14 protein-coding genes and 1 pseudogene are annotated in these 15,318 nt (G+C 65.1%); 4 read left to right on the top strand and 11 right to left on the bottom strand.

Annotated elements, in window-relative coordinates; translation table 11 throughout:
* Positions 1–6: 6 nt before the first annotated feature.
* Together R4P47_RS15355 and R4P47_RS15360 are read right to left on the bottom strand one after the other, a co-directional pair.
* Positions 7–1,005: a substrate-binding domain-containing protein gene (locus R4P47_RS15355; protein WP_149404927.1), complete on the bottom strand. Its 999-nt coding sequence runs from the start codon at positions 1,003–1,005 to the stop codon at positions 7–9.
* Between the two features lie 697 nt (positions 1,006–1,702).
* Positions 1,703–2,692 (bottom strand): YihY/virulence factor BrkB family protein, encoded by a 990-nt coding sequence (locus tag R4P47_RS15360; RefSeq protein WP_411567340.1) that lies wholly within the window; start codon positions 2,690–2,692, stop codon positions 1,703–1,705.
* Between the two features lie 140 nt (positions 2,693–2,832).
* On the opposite strand from R4P47_RS15360, the gene R4P47_RS15365 reads away from it, so the two are divergent.
* Together R4P47_RS15365 and R4P47_RS15370 are read left to right on the top strand one after the other, a co-directional pair.
* Positions 2,833–3,003, top strand: coding sequence for a CsbD family protein (locus R4P47_RS15365; protein WP_027495724.1), 171 nt, complete (start codon positions 2,833–2,835; stop codon positions 3,001–3,003).
* 194 nt (positions 3,004–3,197) lie between these two features.
* Positions 3,198–3,917 (top strand): GAF and ANTAR domain-containing protein, encoded by a 720-nt coding sequence (locus tag R4P47_RS15370; RefSeq protein ID WP_317785081.1) that lies wholly within the window; start codon positions 3,198–3,200, stop codon positions 3,915–3,917.
* 117 nt (positions 3,918–4,034) lie between these two features.
* On the opposite strand, the gene R4P47_RS15375 is transcribed toward R4P47_RS15370, so the two are convergent.
* From R4P47_RS15375 to R4P47_RS15400, 6 genes are all read right to left on the bottom strand, one after another.
* Complete coding sequence (locus tag R4P47_RS15375) at positions 4,035–4,832, bottom strand: DNA-formamidopyrimidine glycosylase family protein (RefSeq protein WP_317785082.1); 798 nt, start codon at positions 4,830–4,832, stop codon at positions 4,035–4,037.
* Between the two features lie 82 nt (positions 4,833–4,914).
* Positions 4,915–5,997 carry a zinc-binding dehydrogenase gene (locus tag R4P47_RS15380; RefSeq protein WP_317785083.1) on the bottom strand — a complete coding sequence of 361 codons (1,083 nt, stop codon included), beginning with the start codon at positions 5,995–5,997 and terminating at the stop codon, positions 4,915–4,917.
* Positions 5,973–7,565, bottom strand: coding sequence for a phosphonate ABC transporter, permease protein PhnE (gene phnE / locus R4P47_RS15385; RefSeq protein WP_317785084.1), 1,593 nt, complete (start codon positions 7,563–7,565; stop codon positions 5,973–5,975). The genes R4P47_RS15380 and phnE overlap by 25 nt, the downstream gene beginning before the upstream one ends.
* Complete coding sequence (phnC, locus tag R4P47_RS15390; RefSeq protein WP_317785085.1) at positions 7,562–8,368, bottom strand: phosphonate ABC transporter ATP-binding protein; 807 nt, start codon at positions 8,366–8,368, stop codon at positions 7,562–7,564. The genes phnE and phnC overlap by 4 nt, the downstream gene beginning before the upstream one ends.
* Positions 8,368–9,336 carry a phosphate/phosphite/phosphonate ABC transporter substrate-binding protein gene (locus R4P47_RS15395; protein WP_317785110.1) on the bottom strand — a complete coding sequence of 323 codons (969 nt, stop codon included), beginning with the start codon at positions 9,334–9,336 and terminating at the stop codon, positions 8,368–8,370. The genes phnC and R4P47_RS15395 overlap by 1 nt, the downstream gene beginning before the upstream one ends.
* Before the next feature lie 41 nt (positions 9,337–9,377).
* Complete coding sequence (locus R4P47_RS15400) at positions 9,378–10,076, bottom strand: phosphonatase-like hydrolase (protein ID WP_068056093.1); 699 nt, start codon at positions 10,074–10,076, stop codon at positions 9,378–9,380.
* A gap of 108 nt (positions 10,077–10,184) precedes the next feature.
* Between R4P47_RS15400 and R4P47_RS15405 the strand changes: the two genes are divergently transcribed.
* Both R4P47_RS15405 and R4P47_RS15410 read left to right on the top strand, forming a co-directional pair.
* A complete protein-coding gene (locus R4P47_RS15405; protein ID WP_317785086.1) occupies positions 10,185–10,898 on the top strand; it encodes a GntR family transcriptional regulator in 714 nt (237 codons plus the stop codon).
* Position 10,899: 1 nt separating this feature from the next.
* A complete protein-coding gene (locus R4P47_RS15410; protein ID WP_317785087.1) occupies positions 10,900–12,021 on the top strand; it encodes a TIGR03364 family FAD-dependent oxidoreductase in 1,122 nt (373 codons plus the stop codon).
* Between the two features lie 30 nt (positions 12,022–12,051).
* Here R4P47_RS15410 and R4P47_RS15415 read toward each other — a convergent pair whose 3' ends face one another.
* The 3 genes and pseudogenes from R4P47_RS15415 to R4P47_RS15425 all read right to left on the bottom strand — a co-directional run bounded on the left by R4P47_RS15415 (position 12,052) and on the right by R4P47_RS15425 (position 15,288).
* Positions 12,052–13,275 carry a Dyp-type peroxidase gene (locus R4P47_RS15415; RefSeq protein WP_317785088.1) on the bottom strand — a complete coding sequence of 408 codons (1,224 nt, stop codon included), beginning with the start codon at positions 13,273–13,275 and terminating at the stop codon, positions 12,052–12,054.
* On the bottom strand, positions 13,268–13,816 hold the full coding sequence (locus tag R4P47_RS15420; RefSeq protein WP_317785089.1) for a copper chaperone PCu(A)C: 549 nt from the start codon (positions 13,814–13,816) through the stop codon (positions 13,268–13,270). The genes R4P47_RS15415 and R4P47_RS15420 overlap by 8 nt, the downstream gene beginning before the upstream one ends.
* A pseudogene (locus tag R4P47_RS15425) lies at positions 13,813–15,288 on the bottom strand (PepSY-associated TM helix domain-containing protein). The gene R4P47_RS15420 and the pseudogene R4P47_RS15425 overlap by 4 nt, the downstream one beginning before the upstream one ends.
* Positions 15,289–15,318: the final 30 nt, after the last annotated feature.

Consider the following 15,318-nt stretch of genomic DNA (forward strand, 5'->3'; position numbering starts at 1 on the left):
CCGCGATCAGCCCCAGCAATTCTCTTCGCCCCACGCGGTGTCCTGCGAATCGATTCCGTCGACGGGCTGATCGGTGACCAACTGCGAGCCGGTGTCGTTGAAGCCGCTGGGCTTGGTGCCGTCCTCGGCGAACTTCACCACAGCGTCGACGCCCTGCTCGGCCATCTTCGCCGGGAACTGCAACACCGTCGCGCCGATGATGCCGGCCTTGACGTTCTCGATGCCGGTGCAGCTGCCGTCGATCGAGCCGATGGTGATCTGATCGGCGCGGCCGGCAGACTGAATCGCCTGGTACGCACCCGCTGCTGCGGGCTCGTTGATCGTGTACAGCGCATTGACGCCCGGTGCGCGCTGCAGCAGGTTCTCCATGGCGGTCTGCGCCTTGGTCTGATCGCCGTTGGTGTTCTCCTGTCCGACGATCTCCGGCGAGCTGTCGGTCAGGCCCATGCCCTCGAGGAAGCCGTCGTGACGGAACGTGTCGACCGTGCCGCCCGCGGTGCCGTCGAGCATGATGACCTGGGGCGCAGTGGTTCCGAGAGTGCCCTTGACCCATTCGCCCTGGCTGACGCCTGCGGCCTTGTTGTCGGTGGCGAACGTGGCGTCGACCGCATCCTCGGGGTCGGTTGCGGTGTCGAGGGCGATGACGACGACGCCGGCGTCACGTGCCTTCTTGATCGCGTCCAGGACTCCGGTGGACGAGTTCGGGGTGATCAGAATCCCCTTCACACCCTGCCCGACCAGGTTCTCGATGGCCGCGACCTGTCCCTCGTTGTCACCGTCGAAAGCGCCGGCCAGAGCCACCAGCTCGGCTCCGCTGGAATCCGCCTGCGCCTGCGCTGCCTCGCGCAGCTTCACGAAGTACGGATTGGAGTCCGTCTTGGTGATGAGCCCCACCTTGACGCTGTCCGAATCCGAACTGCTGCAGGCGGTCAGACCGAACACGAGCGAACCGGCCATGAGCGCGGTGCCGATCGTCAGCGCGGACTTCCGACGGTGATTGAACATGTGGACTCCCTTGTCCCCTAACCACGCGGTCGCGTCGCTCGATTGCAGGAGCCTAGAACGCATACAAGCGCTTGCGCATGCGCTTTCGCCGAAACAAACTTGGATTCTTTTTCACCGACCGGGCAGACGGTTCGTGACGGGGGTCACGCAGTTTGCGTCGGCCCGGTTCGCGTCGCCCCCGTTCCCGCAAATGCGCGCGCGTTTGCCATCCGCGCGCGAACTCGTGCCCGATCACCTCGCTATTCCGCAAGCACCTGGCGAATGCGAGCGCATTTGCGATCGCCGATGCCACGCACCACCACCCATCACTTGTCCGGCGGCGAACCCTCCCCCGTCCGCCGAAACCGAGTCCCCAGCCGCCTCCCCGCCGCCCCAGTCCCCGCAAATGCGCGCGCGTTTGCCATCCGCGCGCGATTTCGCGCCCGATCACCTCGCTATTCCGTGAGCACCTGGCGAATGCGCGCGCATTTGCGATCGCCGCCGATCTGCCCCCTCCGCCGATTAGCCTTCGACGCCCGAGTACCCGCCTCCCCCAGTTCTCCCCGCCGCCCCCAGTTCTCCCCGCCGCCCCAGTTCCCGCAAATGCGCGCGCGTTTGCCATCCGCGCGCGAACTCGCGCCCGATCACCTGGCTATTCCGTGAGCACCTGGCGAATGCGCGCGCATTTGCGATCGCCGATGCCACGCACCACCACCCATCACTTGTTCGGCGGCGAGTCCTCCTCCGTCACCGACTCCGGCTCGTCGTAGGTGACTGTGATGTCCTGAAATCCCTTGTTGCGCTGCGCTTCTGCTTGGCCGGTGTAGGAGTTCTTGTCACCCTCGGTGAGCTCGACGTTGTCGGTGAACGGCGTCAACAACGCTCGGGGATGCAGGTGGTCGACGCGTACGGCGTTGATTTCGATGCACAGCACGATCAGTACCGAAGAGACGTAGAGAAAGCCGAGCAGGCCGAGGACGATCGCGAAGATCCCGTTGCTGGCGCTGGCGTTGCCGACGACATAGCGAATGTAGATGCCGCCGAACGATTGCAGTGCCTGCCAGATCACCGCGGCGATCGCGGCACCGGGCAGAACGTCGCGCACACTCAGGGCGCGGGCGGTCCCGATTCGGAACGCGGCAGTGAAGACCACGGCGTTGACCACGACCGCTCCGACGAGTGCCAGTGCGCCGCCTGCGAATCCGAACACGCCCGAGGACGCGACGCCGTTGAGAACGGTCAGGCCGATGATGGCGGTGCCGACGGTACTGAGCAGCAGCAGCCCGCGCAGCCGACCCTTGATCGGATCCGGTTGTTCGTTTCGCGGGACCGACCACGCGGTGTTCATTGCGTACTGAGCGGCCAGTGACACTCCCAGTCCGCCGTACAGCGACCCCACCACACCGATGACGATGGCGGTCGTTCCGCCGCTGAGCCGATCCGGCTGTCCGAGTTGATCACCGATGACCGGGATCTGACTCATGGCCGAATCGATGATGCGGGTCTGCAGTTCCGGGTCCCCGGCCAGCACGATTCCCAGCACGGTGGTGAAGAGCAGCAGCAACGGGAACAACGACAGGAACGAGTAGTACGCGATGAGGGCCGCGAGGTAACCGCCACGGTCGTCGAGAAATTTGTACAGCACTGCCAGCGGGAAACCCGCCGACGGATGCCTGCGCTGATAACTGTCCACCTTGGCGACCATCATCGGACGAATGTAACCACCGCAGGCACCACGGAAACGTCGCCGGCACGTGTGACCCAGATCTCAGCACGCGAACGTGCGCTTTGGTCGACGGGCTCCGACTAAGTCTTCAGTACCAACCCGGCACGAGGAAAGGAACTCACATGAGCTTCATCGACAAGGCCAAGAACGCAGCAGAAGACGCCATCGGCAAGGCGAAGGAAGTTGTCGGCGACGCCACGAACAACAAAGACCTCGAGGCCGAGGGCAAGAAGGATCAGGGTTCGGCAGGCGTGAAGAAGGTCGGCGAGAACATCAAGGACACCTTCAAGTAAGTCGTACTTCGGTGAGGGCCGTCGATCAGGTGATCGGCGGCCCTCACGCTGTTCGACGAACAACCGTTTCGGCGGAAGCGTATAAAGTGCACAGCGCTGGCTCTCGAGCCGGCACGGGCGTCCAGCAGAAGGCGCAAGATCGTGGATCTCTCCGGCGAAGCGCGGCAGGGGTCCTATGCGAGAGGACCGTGTGAATGTCGCAATCATCGCCCGATGTGCAGCTTCCCGGATCGTCCCCTGCATCGTCACTCGCCGAATTCGCGCGGTCGTTGCGTGATACCCGCCGTTCGATGCCCGAGACGATGGCAGAGATCTTGCGCACCTCCATCCGGCTCATACCGGGTGCAACCGTCGGCTGCGTCACCACGGTCAGCAAAGGCGTCCGCACCGTGGTGGCATCCACCGACCCTTTGGCCGAAAAGTTGTGTCGACTGCAGTACGAGCTCGACGAGGGCCCGATTCCCACCGAGGTTCGCCACTTCGATGTCGTCGTTTCGGACGACCTCACGTCCGAGCCACGATGGCCGGAGTTCGCGGTTCTGGCCGTGAACGAGGGATTCAAATCCTTGGCGGCGTTTCAGCTCTACAGCAACGCCGACGACCTCGGTGCCTTGATCTTCTACAGTGACGAGCCGCGTGCCTTCGACGTCGACGCGGTCGAGATCGGGGAAGCCCTCGCAGTGCATGCCGCCATTGCCTTGCTCAGCGCCCGCGACAACGAGCAGTTCCGGACGGGCCTGGCCAGTCGCGACATCATCGGCCAAGCCAAGGGAATGATCATGGAACGCTACGATCTCGACGCGGTGCAGGCGTTCGAGCTGCTGGCGAAGCTGTCGCAGCAGCAGAATCAGCCTCTGCACAAGGTGGCTCACGACTTGGTCGATACCGACCACCCGACCAATTCGACCTTCTGACGACCCCCAGGTTTCGATCTTTCGGTCACGAGGAAATCTGATGTCGGTATCGGCAGGCAACACGCGATACCCGCGGGCGGTTATGTCGTTGAGCCAACAGCGATCGACCGCTCGTCGCTAGTGCTCCGGCTGGCAGGTCGGACACCACCATGTTCGACGCTTGTCCGGGTCTCCGGGTGATTCCGCGACCACCCGAATCGACGTCCCACACCGCAGACACGGCTTTCCTGCCCGCCCTGCAACCCAGTGCGATCGACCCCGGCGAGTGTCCCCGGTGGTCACCTGCATCGCACCCGGAACCGTCGCCGAATGACGCATCGCCCGCTCGAGCAACGCGACCAATCTCTGCGCGTCGACATCACTCGACGGCGTCCACGGCCACAGGCCGCGCAGAAAACACAGCTCGTTGGCCCACAGATTTCCGGGACCGGCGATCACCCGCTGATCCAGCAAGGTCGCAACGATCGGCCGACTTCCCTGGGCCGCGATGTTGGCAACTCCGCGCTCGGCCTCGAACGTCGAGTGCAGCGGGTCCGGCCCGAGATGCGCGATCAGCGCGTTCATGTCCCTCGTGTATCCGTAGTCGACGACCGGCAGCAGAACTCCGTAGGCGGTCGGCCCGTCGACCACGGCAAGCCGGACGCGCACGTCGGGTCGGATGCGCTGCGGAATCGAACGACCGGCCCGCACCACCGTCCACGAACCGCTCATCCGCAGATGCGTGTGCAGCGTCGTGTCGTTCTCGAAATCGGTCAGCAGATGCTTGCCGTGTGTCCGATGCCCGACGACGGTTCGCCCGGCCAGGTTCTCGACTGCGTGCGCCGGCACCTGCAGCCTTCCGGCCCGCAGCGTTGCGCCGTCCAATGCTCGACGCAACCTTGCGGCCAATGCAAATACGGTGTCGCCTTCGGGCATGCTTCTGGGGTATCCCGCTCGGCACAACCGTAATCGCACGCTCGACCCCCTCGTGCGATGAGCGCCTACGCCGACGCCGACATCACCGCGAAGCGACACCGGCCGGACGCGCCGGAAAGTCGTTGGACCTCGTCGACAGACCGTGAGCCCAGGGCGCGACCGACGACCGGAGAATTCCCGACGGCGTCGGCCGCAACACCGATTCGAGTTCGGCCAATGGAACCGGTGCCTCGACGAGGGATTCCCACGGATACTTCTCGCCGGTATCACGGAGGAAGGCAACGGCCTGGTGGAGGTGCCGCGGCTCGTAGTTGTGGATTCCGGTGATGGTCAGCCAGTTTCGGACCACCGCTTCGGGGTCGACGGTGATCGGGGCACCGGGCGCGACGGATCCGGCGAGGACGAGCCGCCCACCGACGTCGAGTCGCCCCGAGGCCGCCTGCACGGCCGAGGACGATCCGGAGAAGTCGATCGCCACATCGGTCAGTGCACCGTCGTCCTCCACGGCCCCGAATGCACGGGATTGTTTCTGCCGCTGCAGGTCTCGGTCCAGGACCGACACCGCTCCACCTCGCTCCCTGGCCGCCGCAGCGGCGGTCACCCCCAGCATCCCTGCCCCGACGATCAGTACTCGTCGACCGTCGATCGCACCGGCAGCGTCGAGGGCGGCCATCACCGTCGCCGTCGCACACGCTGCGGGCGCGGCGACGGCGTCGGGCATGGTGTCGGGAACTCGGACCACTGCGGTTCCGCGTGGGAGCACGATGTGTCGAGCATAGGAGCCGCTGAGAGCCCATGCGCTCTCGGCAGACTCGTGACCCACCTTGCGCACGGCCGAACATTTGGCCGTGAACCCGCGGACACATCGGGCGCACCGACCACAGCACACCGTGACCGACCAGACGATCCGATCCCCCACCTCGACAGCCGATACCGCATCGCCGACGGCAATCACGTGACCGACGGCCTCGTGCCCGAGCACAGACGGGCACGCACCGTGCCGTCGACCGGACACGGTATGCAGGTCGCTCCCGCACACCGTGGCGAGATCGACGCGCACCAACATCTCACCCGATTCGAGAGCGGGAATCTCCATGTCCCGCAGTTCGATTCCACTCCCCGTCCAGACAGCGGCCTGCGTCAGACCAACAATGATCTGATCCATCCGGAGATCCTTTCCACGATGTACACGACGACGAAGATGACGAGAACGATCGCACCGGCGACGTCGAAATTCAGAGTACGAATCGACTCGAAGAGCAGGAAGCCGATACCGCCTGCACCGACGATCCCCAGGATGGTCGAGGTGCGGATGTTCACGTCGAGCAGATACAGGCTCGAACCGACCATCGACGGAATAGCCTGAGGAACAACCGCACTCAGTGTCCGATTCCACCAACCGCCACCGACCGACGCCACCGCTTCGAGGGGCCCGGGATCGATCTCCTCGATCGCGTCGGCGACGAGTTTGCCGAGGAATCCGACGGACCCGATGGCCAGTGCGCAGGTTCCCGCCACCGGGCCCAGTCCGAGCGCCGCGACGAATACGACAGCGAGGATGAGTTCGGGGACTGCGCGGACCAACAGGATCCAGGATCTCGCGATCCAGTACACCGCGGGATGCGGAGTTGCGTTGCGCGCGGCCAGAACTCCGACGGGTATCGACAGAACGATACCGATGGCGGTGGCCACGACTCCGATGGCAACGGTCTGTACGGCGGCGTCGAACAGGTCCGCTCCCAGCGCGGAGAAGTCAGGTGGGACCATACGCCCGAACACGTCGATCGACGGCCCGATCCACGTCAGAAGCGAGCGCGGATCCAATTCGAGCACCACGAACGACGCCACGACCGCGACGACGAGCACGGCCGACGCTCCGATGCGCATCAGTCGATCGCGCTGCGGGCCGGCCGCGGACGGCACCAGCAACATGCGGCGAAGAGCCATCGCCGCCAATTCCATCGCGGCGATGATCACCAGGATCACCAGTACGATGCCGAGAGCACGCGGGTAGATCAGGCCCCGCAGAGCGTCCTGCAGGGCGAACCCGATACCGCCTGCCCCGACGAAGCCGAGGACCACCGACATGCGCAGATTGATGTCGATTCGATACACGAAGGCTCCGATCCACGCCGGAACGACCTGCGGAACAACGGCATTGATCATCTCCCGGTAGTAGCCGGCTCCGGCGGCACGGATCGCCTCTCGCGGTCCCACATCGGTCTCTTCGATGGCGTCGGCGAACAGCTTGCCGAGCATGCCGATGGAATGCAGTGCGAGGGCGAGGATGCCGGGCAACACCCCGATCCCCAGCGCCCTGACGAACAGCACCGCGAACAGCAGATCCGGCATCGCCCGGCAGAACGTGATGACGGCGCGAGCAACGCTGTAGAGGACCGGATGCGGCGAGGTGTTGCGCGCCGCGAGAAACGCCAACGGTACCGAGACGATCGCTGCGAGCACGGTGCCCAGTACTGCCATGAGCAATGTGTCGAGTGCGAGAGAGACGATCCTGCCGGTGTCGTCCACGCGGGGCGGCAGCATCCGCTCGAGCAGGTTACCGACGTCTTCGAGACCGTCGATCAGGGTCGTCGGCGCGAAGTCGATGTACCCCGCCGAGAGCACGGTCAGGACGAGCGCGGCGACGCCCAGCGCCGGGAACAGCAATCGACGTCGCCGCGAATCGTTCTGTGCAGCAGTGTTCGTGGGCTTCGGTTCGACCGTGACGGTCATGCCGGTGCCACCGTGGTCATGTTTCCGGGGTCGGGCGCGATCCGGTGATAGATCGGCATGATGTCCTCGCGTCGGAGACCGGCGGCCGGGCGATCGAGCACCACCCGACCGTCCCGCAGGCCCACGAGCCGATGCGCCCAGCCGAGCGCGAGATCGACCTGATGCAGGGTGCACACCACGGTCAGCTTCTCCTCGCTGCACACCCGCTGCAGCAGATCCATCACCACGCCCGCGTTCTCGGGATCGAGCGAGGCGACGGGCTCGTCCGCGAGCACGATCCGCGGACGCTGCATCAGGGTGCGTGAGATCGCCACCCGTTGCTGTTGCCCGCCCGACAGCGTGTCGGCCCGTCGTTCGGCGAAGTCCGCCAACCCGACTCGGTCGAGGCACGCCCGGGCTTCCTCTCGCATCGCCTTCGGATAGGTGAAGGCTCCGTAGCGCGGAAAGGACAGGCGACCGATGCCGCCCACGAGTACGTTCTCGAGACAGCTCAACCGACCGACGAGATTGAAGTGCTGGAAGATGAAGCCGACATCGCGGCGAAGTTCGCGCACTCGGCGACGGTTTGCCAGATCGACGCGAGTGTCGAGGGCGGTGACGCTACCGGAGGTGACGGGCTGCAACCCGTTGATGCACCGCAGCAGCGTGGACTTCCCGGAGCCGGAAAGCCCGAGCAGCACCAACATCTCACTGTTGTGCACGTCGAGATTCACGTCCCTGAGCGCGGTGGTGGATCCGAATGTTTTGGTGACATTGCGAACGCTGACCACGACATCGCCCCGGTCCATCGGTGCGGACATCATCAGCCCTGGCACTTCTCGGAGCCGGTGACCTCGCATACGTGGCGCACGCCGTCGTAATCGCTGTCCTGCGCCGGCACGACGCCCCAGGCGTCCTCGTCGGTGATGCGGCATTCCTCGGCGCAGATGCCGTCCGCGACGAAGGCATCGGAGTTCATGCCCTCACTGAAGACGTCCTCGAGCTTCGCGATGGCGTCGGCACCGAGATCGTTGTTGGCAGCGAAGAGCGAACCGGCGATCATCTCGGACTTCCACACTGTCTTCAGCTCGCCGGGTGCCAGCTCGCCGTTGTCGATCATCGTTCGGTCGACCATGGTGTCGAACGCGAAACCGGCATCGCAATCACCGGCTTTGACGGCCAAGGCCGAGGCGTCGTGTCCGCCCGCGTAGATCGGGGTCATTGCACTCGAGATGTCGGCCTCCGCACCGGAAGCGATGACATTGTCCTCGATGAGTCCCGCTGTCGGGTAGAGGAATCCGGAGGTCGAGCTGGGGTCGACGAAACAGACCTTCTTACCGGCGTAATCGGCGAGCCCGTCGACCGAGGCGTTGTCCGAACGGGCGATTCCGTAGGACTGGTAGCCGGGCGGAGTTCCCTCGTCCTGAACGACGGCACCCAGCGGCGTCATGTCGGCCCCGTTGATTCCGGCGACCACGTAGGCGAACGGGCCGAAGAAGGCGAGATCGACATTGCCCGCGATCAGGCCCTCGACCACACCCGCGTAGTCCGAGGCCTGGATGAACTCGACGGTTGCTCCGGTCTCGTTCTCGAGGCGCTCGATGACCGGGTCGTAGCTGGCCTTCAGGTCGGTGGAATTCTCGGCGGGAATCGCAGCGAGCGTGATGGTTTCGGGGAATCCTTGCTCGGTGGTAGCTCCATCGGAAGAACCGGAGCAACCGGCTGCAACGAGTGCGGCAGCCGAGAGCGCGGCCGCGGCGGTCACAGCGCGACGGTGAGGGGTGGCGATCATGGCGGGGTGTCCGTTCGGTGAGGTTCGGGCGAGGATGGTGTTCACGGCAGAACGATGGGGGGAAGGTCGGCGACGCTGTCGAGTACATGGGTCGCACCGGCCTCGCGCAGTCGGTCGACGGAGTGAGCTCCGGTGAGCACCCCGACCAGCAGAGATGCGCCGGCCCGGCGACCGGACAGGATGTCACTCGAGGTGTCGCCGACGACGGCGACCGCAGCGATGTCACTGACCTCGGCGAACAGCGCAGCCGATAGGACGAGATCCGGGTGGGGACGCCCACGGCCGGCCTCACCGGGCGCGAGGAACGCGTCGGGCAGATCCTGCCAGCCGAGCGTGTCGATGATTCGCTTCTGTGTCGGTGCCGAGAAACCTGTGGTCAGCACGACGCTGATCCCGGACTCGCGGAGCTTCGTGATGGCCTGCGCCGCACCGGGAACGGGCGCGATACCGTCGTCGATGCGGGCGTCGTAGGCCGACTCGAAGGCGCGGTTGGCGGCCTGGGCACGGTCCTCGGTTCCGAACAGCGCACGGAACACCTCGATCTTGGACTGACCCATCGTGTCCAGGACGTAGCGACGGGCGTCGTCGCGTTCGGGTCCCTCGGATGCGAGTCCGACGGCGGTGGCCGCGACGTCGAACGCGTCCAACACGAGTCCGTCGTCGGTGACGGTGGTTCCGGCCATGTCGAGGACGACGAGTTCGATGTCGGTGCTGGTGTTCGGGGTAGTGGAGTTCGGCATGAGAGAGAGACTGCCGTTTGGTATAGACCATTGCGTGGAACTCGAGTGAACGACTCGTGAACGTCGAGCAACAGTTAGGTCTAGACCAATTGGTGCTATGGTCGGCTCATGGTTGTGGACAGCGAACCCCGCGTGCTCAAGCACCAGATCGTGCGTAGAAGTCTCGACGACATGCTCGACGGCATGGCGGCAGGCGACGCATTTCCTTCCGAGCGCGATCTCGCCGATCGATACGACGTCTCTCGCGAGACCTTGCGTCAAGCCATTCGAGAACTGTTGGTGGCCGGTCGAATCGAACGTCGCGGACGCGCGACCGTCGTTGCCGAACCCAAAGTGGTATTACCGTTGGCGATCGGTTCCTACACCGAGGCAGCGCGGGAGAAGGGCATGAGTGCCACCCGAATTCTGGTCGGCTGGGACACGTTCCGAGCTGACGACGCCCTCGCGGATCTACTCGGAATCGAGACCGGTTCGGAGGTGGTCCAACTCGAGCGCGTCTTCACCACCGGGGACGTCCGAGTGGGTCTCGAGACGACTCGCATCCCCGCGTACCGTATTCCGGGGCTGCAGGACAGCTTCGATCACCGAACGTCGTTGTATGCCGAATTACGAACGCGCGGAGTCGTCTTCGGACGAGTGGTCGACACCATCGAAACCGTCCTTCCCGACGCCCGAGAAGCTGCGCTCCTCACCGTCGACACCCGCACACCGATGTTTCTGCTCGGCCGCGTCTCCTACGACACGGACGGGGTTCCCATCGAACACCGACGGTCGCTCTACCGCGGAGACCGGATGACCTTCACCGCCGTCATGGATGCCTGATATGACCAAAGAATACGACGTCGTGGTCGTCGGTGCCGGGATCGTCGGTCTCGCTCACGCCTATCACGCTCACCGACGCGGCCTGACGGTAGCGGTGGTCGATCATGCCGATCGTGTGGCAGGTGCATCGGTGCAGAACTTCGGACACGCCTGCATCACAGCGCAATCCGGTACTGCACTCGACTACGCTCGGGCCGGCCGCAGCCACTGGCTCGACCTCGCCCGTACGGCAGGTTTCTGGGCTGTCGAGTCCGGGACGCACTGCGTTGCCCGGCACGAGGACGAGTACGCAGTGCTCGAGCAGTTCGCCGAACTGCGGGGCAAGGAGCAGGTACGACTACTTGGCCGCACCGAGGTACTGGACCGACTCCCCATTGCCGACACCGACGTGGTGGGCGGCATGTATCTGCCACTGGACGTCCAAGTGGACCCACGCGCCGCCGCCCCGGCCATCGCGCGTTGGCTCGACAGCTCCGGGGTCGACTTCTTCTGGCGCACCGCCGCAACGTCGTTCGCCCCCGGCGTAGTCCACACCTCGCGCGGGGAACTGCGGGCCGGCACCACCTTCGTCACCGTCAACCACGACATCGATCGACTGTTTCCCGAGTACGCCGAACGCGACGCACTGGTGCGATGTCGGCTGCACATGCTGCGCGCCACGCTCCCGCTCGACGCACCGCTACCCACCCCGCTGTTCACCGGTTGGTCGCTGCTCAGGTACTCGGGTTTCGAGAACCTGCCCGCCGTTGCCGACGTCGCTGCCCGCCTGCAGGCCGAGTATCCCGGCTACGTCGAGCTCGATCTGCACCAGATGTACACCCCACAACCGGACGGATCGATCCTGCTCGGCGACACTCACGTTCGTGAGATCAGCGCGTCGCCGTTCCAGAGCGAGGAAGGATTCCAGGTGCTGCTCACCGAGGCCCGGTCGCTCTTCGGAGTCGACCGCATCGACGTCACCGAGCGATGGCAGGGAATCTATTGTTCGGCACCGGGTTCGGAGTTTCTGCTGGAGGAACCGGTGGACCGCGTGCACATCGCCACCGTTACCACCGGGATAGGCATGACGACCAGCATGGGCCTGGCGCTGGCCAACGTGGACAGAGCTCTGGCACCGGCCTGAGTGCACCTCGTGAACACCCAGGTGTCACGGTTACCCGAACAGACTCTGCCCCAGGTAGCCGTCGTCGACCACTCCCGGAAGTATCGCGAACACCGCAGAACCGATCGGGGTGGTCCATTGGTTCAACGCATCGAATTCGTCGAGTCGTTGCTGAATCGGCAGGAACTGGGTGAGCACATCGCGCTGATAGCTCGCGAACAGTAAGCCGGTGTTCGACAACGATCCGGCAGCCGGTGGGTCGTCGTAGTTGTAGGCCCGCCGGAAGATTCGCTCGCCGTCGCGAACATGCCGTGCCCTCGCGATGTGCGAGGACGGTGGGATGACCGGAATTCCGAATCGATCGGTTGCGTCGAAATCGGCCTCGTCGAACTCGGCGGTTCCGGTCAACGGGGCACCGGTGTCCAGGGTTCGCCCCACCGATAATTCCCGGCCGGGTCGATCCAACTCGTCCCAGGTGTCCATCTCGATCCGGATGCGCCGCAACACCATCGACGTTCCGTGTTTCATCCAGGGCTGATCGCTCCCGTCGTCCCAGACCAGACCGTCGAAGTCGGTACTTCCGGCCTCCGGATTGACGGTGCCGTCGACCTGTCCCATCAGATTTCGCATCGTGGTGCCCGATTCCTCGGTACCACGCGAACGCCGGAATCCGCGCTGTGTCCAGGCGATCGTCACCAACGAGCGCACGTTCTTGGTCAGTACCCGCACAGCGTGCGCAACGGTGACGGGATCGTCCGAGCACACCTGCAGCAGCAGATCACCGCCGGTGAATCCCGGTTCCAGGCGGTCGATTCCGAAGGCAGGAAGCGGTGCCAGCCACGACGGCCGCCGATCCGGCAGACCGATCGCATCGAACACACCCGGACCGAGCCCGACGGTCACCGTCAGGCGGGCGGGCTCTAGCGCCAGTTCGGCTTCGGTATCGGCCAGTGCGGGTGCACCGGACGTCAACCGTCCGATGTCCTCCGTCCAGACCTTCAGGATCCCGATCAGCTCGTCGCGTCCGACGCGTTCCTGCATGTTCAACCCGACGAACATCGAGTGTGCCTGGGGTGGAACAGTATCGACACCGGCTTGATGGACGCCGCGCCACGGCACGGTCTCACTGCCGGTGGCCGTCTGCTCGGCTCGGTTGCCGACGATCCCGTAACCGGTCGCGGCTCCCACGCCCGCGACGCCGAGCGCGGCGACGCCTCCACCGAGGAGACGTCGCCGGCTCAGCGAGCGTGGTGACCGGTTCTCGTTGTCAGCCACCGTGTGCCGGCGCGGGGGTCGCCGACCCGTCCATGTCCATGGTGCCCGGCTCGTAGTTCTCCTGGGCCCCGGAGAAGTCACGGACCTGCGCGGTGAACGTCGTGCTCGACGCATCCTCGAACTCGAGCGTGAATTCCGCGTCGGCTCCGGGGGTCAGCGGCGACGTGACGTCCATCAGCATCAGGTGATCGCCGCCCGCGGCGAGCACGTGCGTACCGCCCGCCGGGATGACGAAGCCTGCCTCCTTCGGCCGCATCACCATCGCCCCGTCCGCCCCGGTTGCCATCTCGTGCAATTCGATTCGGCTCGATGCCGGAGACGATGCACCGACCACGTGCACATCGGAATCGCCGGTGTTCTGCAGTTCGGCGAAGGCGGCAGTCATACCCGAATCGGCCGCTTTGACCCATTGCTCGCGTACGACGACCGAATCGGACTCCGTCGCCGCGGCGGCCGGCTCGTTGCTCGAGCATCCGGTGAGGATCAGGCCGGTGACCGACAGTGCGGCCAACAGTGTGGAGGTACGACGGGTGAGATTCATGCGAGTTCGCTTTCGTGTTGAGAAGCAGCGGAATTGGTGGTTCTGGTGCGTGCTCTACGAATCGAGCCGAGCACGACGTCGACGGCGAGGAAGGCCACCAGGCTCAGCCCGAGCAGCGGAACGAACCAGCCGACAGCGACAGCGACGACCACCAACGCGGCGACGGACATCGGTGAGATGCGGCGAATGCCGCCGCGCAGAGGCGGCCGCCCTGCTGTGAGGCCGCTTGCCTTGGTGGGGCGGCGTTTCCACCACATCATGTAGCCCCTGACGATGACCGATGCCAGCGCGACGGCGAGCGCAAGCAGCGCAAGCTGATTGGCGACCCCGAACAACGTGCCCATGTGCAGCTGAATACCCCAGGCCGACAGCTTGGCCGCGAGGGGCCAATCGGAGAAGAACACGGTGTCGATTACTGTGCCGGCGGCACCGTCGATCGAGATGGAGTCGTTCGACATCACCCAGGGCTGACGGGTTTCGGCGACGACGAACGCCGTGTCGGCCGATTGTGGAATCGACGCTTCCACGGCACCGTCTATTCCGTTGGCTCGGGCGATCCCCAGCACCGAGTCGATGCGACCGACGTTGTCCTCCGTCGTCGATGCGTCGGCCGGCATCTCCATCGAATGCCCGCCGTGACCGGAGTGGTCACCCGCCGCGGCCGCGTCGGAGGAGCCGATCGTCTTGGTGACTGCGGGGGTGGTCCAGCTCAGTGCCGACCGCAGCTCGGTGACGTTCTCCCCGGCGTAGGTGGACCATGTCAATCCGGTGGCGGACAGGAAGATCAGACCGACGGCGATCCAGATACCAGCCACGCCATGCCAGTTCAGGGACCTGTTGCGGCCCTTCGACTTTCGATCGAAGGTCAACAGCCTGGCCTTGTCGCGATTGCGTCGATACCGCTCGAACCACAGGTACAGGCCGCCGAGCGCGATCACCCACAACCACGAGGCGGCGAGTTCGCTGTAGAGGCGACCTGGCTCCCCCAGGTGCAGATGGCGATGGAGTTCGGAGATCCAGGTGCGCAACGGTAGGGCGCTGGAGGAGCCGTACACCGCCAGCTCACCCACGGACGTCGCGGTGGCGGGGTCGACGAAAACAGCCAGCCGCTGCGATTCGCCCAAGCTCGGGTCGGTGAACATCACCCGAGTGGTGTCGCCGGCCTCGGCTGCAGGGCGGACGGCGGTGACGGTGAGGTCGGGTCGCTCTGCCTGCGCTGCCCGAATCTGCTGGGCGACGGGGACGGTCGGACCGGTCGTGTCCACGTGGACGTAGTCGCGCTACACGAGTTGTTCGATGGTGGGAGCCACGGCGTAGAGGCCGCCGCTGATGGTGGCGATCAGGATGAACGGTGCCACCAGGATGCCTGCGTAGAAGTGCAGACGCAGGATCAGCGGCCGCCAGCTGCGTGGGCGCTGGGGAGGGGTGGGCGGCGATGGATCGGCGAGGCGTTCCAATTCCGGTGTGGACATGAGGACTCGTTTCGTGAAGGCATGTGTGGG

The organism is Rhodococcus sp. IEGM 1370 (assembly GCF_033142325.1).
Lineage (GTDB): Bacteria > Actinomycetota > Actinomycetes > Mycobacteriales > Mycobacteriaceae > Rhodococcoides.

Coding starts and splice junctions, on each gene's coding strand:
- R4P47_RS15365 (WP_027495724.1), top strand. CDS start 2,833: ATGAGCTTCATCGACAAGGCCAAGAACGCAGCAGAAGACGCCATCGGC.
- R4P47_RS15400 (WP_068056093.1), bottom strand. CDS start 10,076: ATGCCGAACTCCACTACCCCGAACACCAGCACCGACATCGAACTCGTC.
- R4P47_RS15420 (WP_317785089.1), bottom strand. CDS start 13,816: ATGAATCTCACCCGTCGTACCTCCACACTGTTGGCCGCACTGTCGGTC.
- R4P47_RS15380 (WP_317785083.1), bottom strand. CDS start 5,997: ATGGATCAGATCATTGTTGGTCTGACGCAGGCCGCTGTCTGGACGGGG.
- R4P47_RS15405 (WP_317785086.1), top strand. CDS start 10,185: ATGGTTGTGGACAGCGAACCCCGCGTGCTCAAGCACCAGATCGTGCGT.
- phnE (WP_317785084.1), bottom strand. CDS start 7,565: ATGACCGTCACGGTCGAACCGAAGCCCACGAACACTGCTGCACAGAAC.
- R4P47_RS15355 (WP_149404927.1), bottom strand. CDS start 1,005: ATGTTCAATCACCGTCGGAAGTCCGCGCTGACGATCGGCACCGCGCTC.
- R4P47_RS15370 (WP_317785081.1), top strand. CDS start 3,198: ATGTCGCAATCATCGCCCGATGTGCAGCTTCCCGGATCGTCCCCTGCA.
- R4P47_RS15395 (WP_317785110.1), bottom strand. CDS start 9,336: ATGATCGCCACCCCTCACCGTCGCGCTGTGACCGCCGCGGCCGCGCTC.
- R4P47_RS15360 (WP_411567340.1), bottom strand. CDS start 2,692: ATGATGGTCGCCAAGGTGGACAGTTATCAGCGCAGGCATCCGTCGGCG.
- R4P47_RS15375 (WP_317785082.1), bottom strand. CDS start 4,832: ATGCCCGAAGGCGACACCGTATTTGCATTGGCCGCAAGGTTGCGTCGA.
- R4P47_RS15410 (WP_317785087.1), top strand. CDS start 10,900: ATGACCAAAGAATACGACGTCGTGGTCGTCGGTGCCGGGATCGTCGGT.
- phnC (WP_317785085.1), bottom strand. CDS start 8,368: ATGATGTCCGCACCGATGGACCGGGGCGATGTCGTGGTCAGCGTTCGC.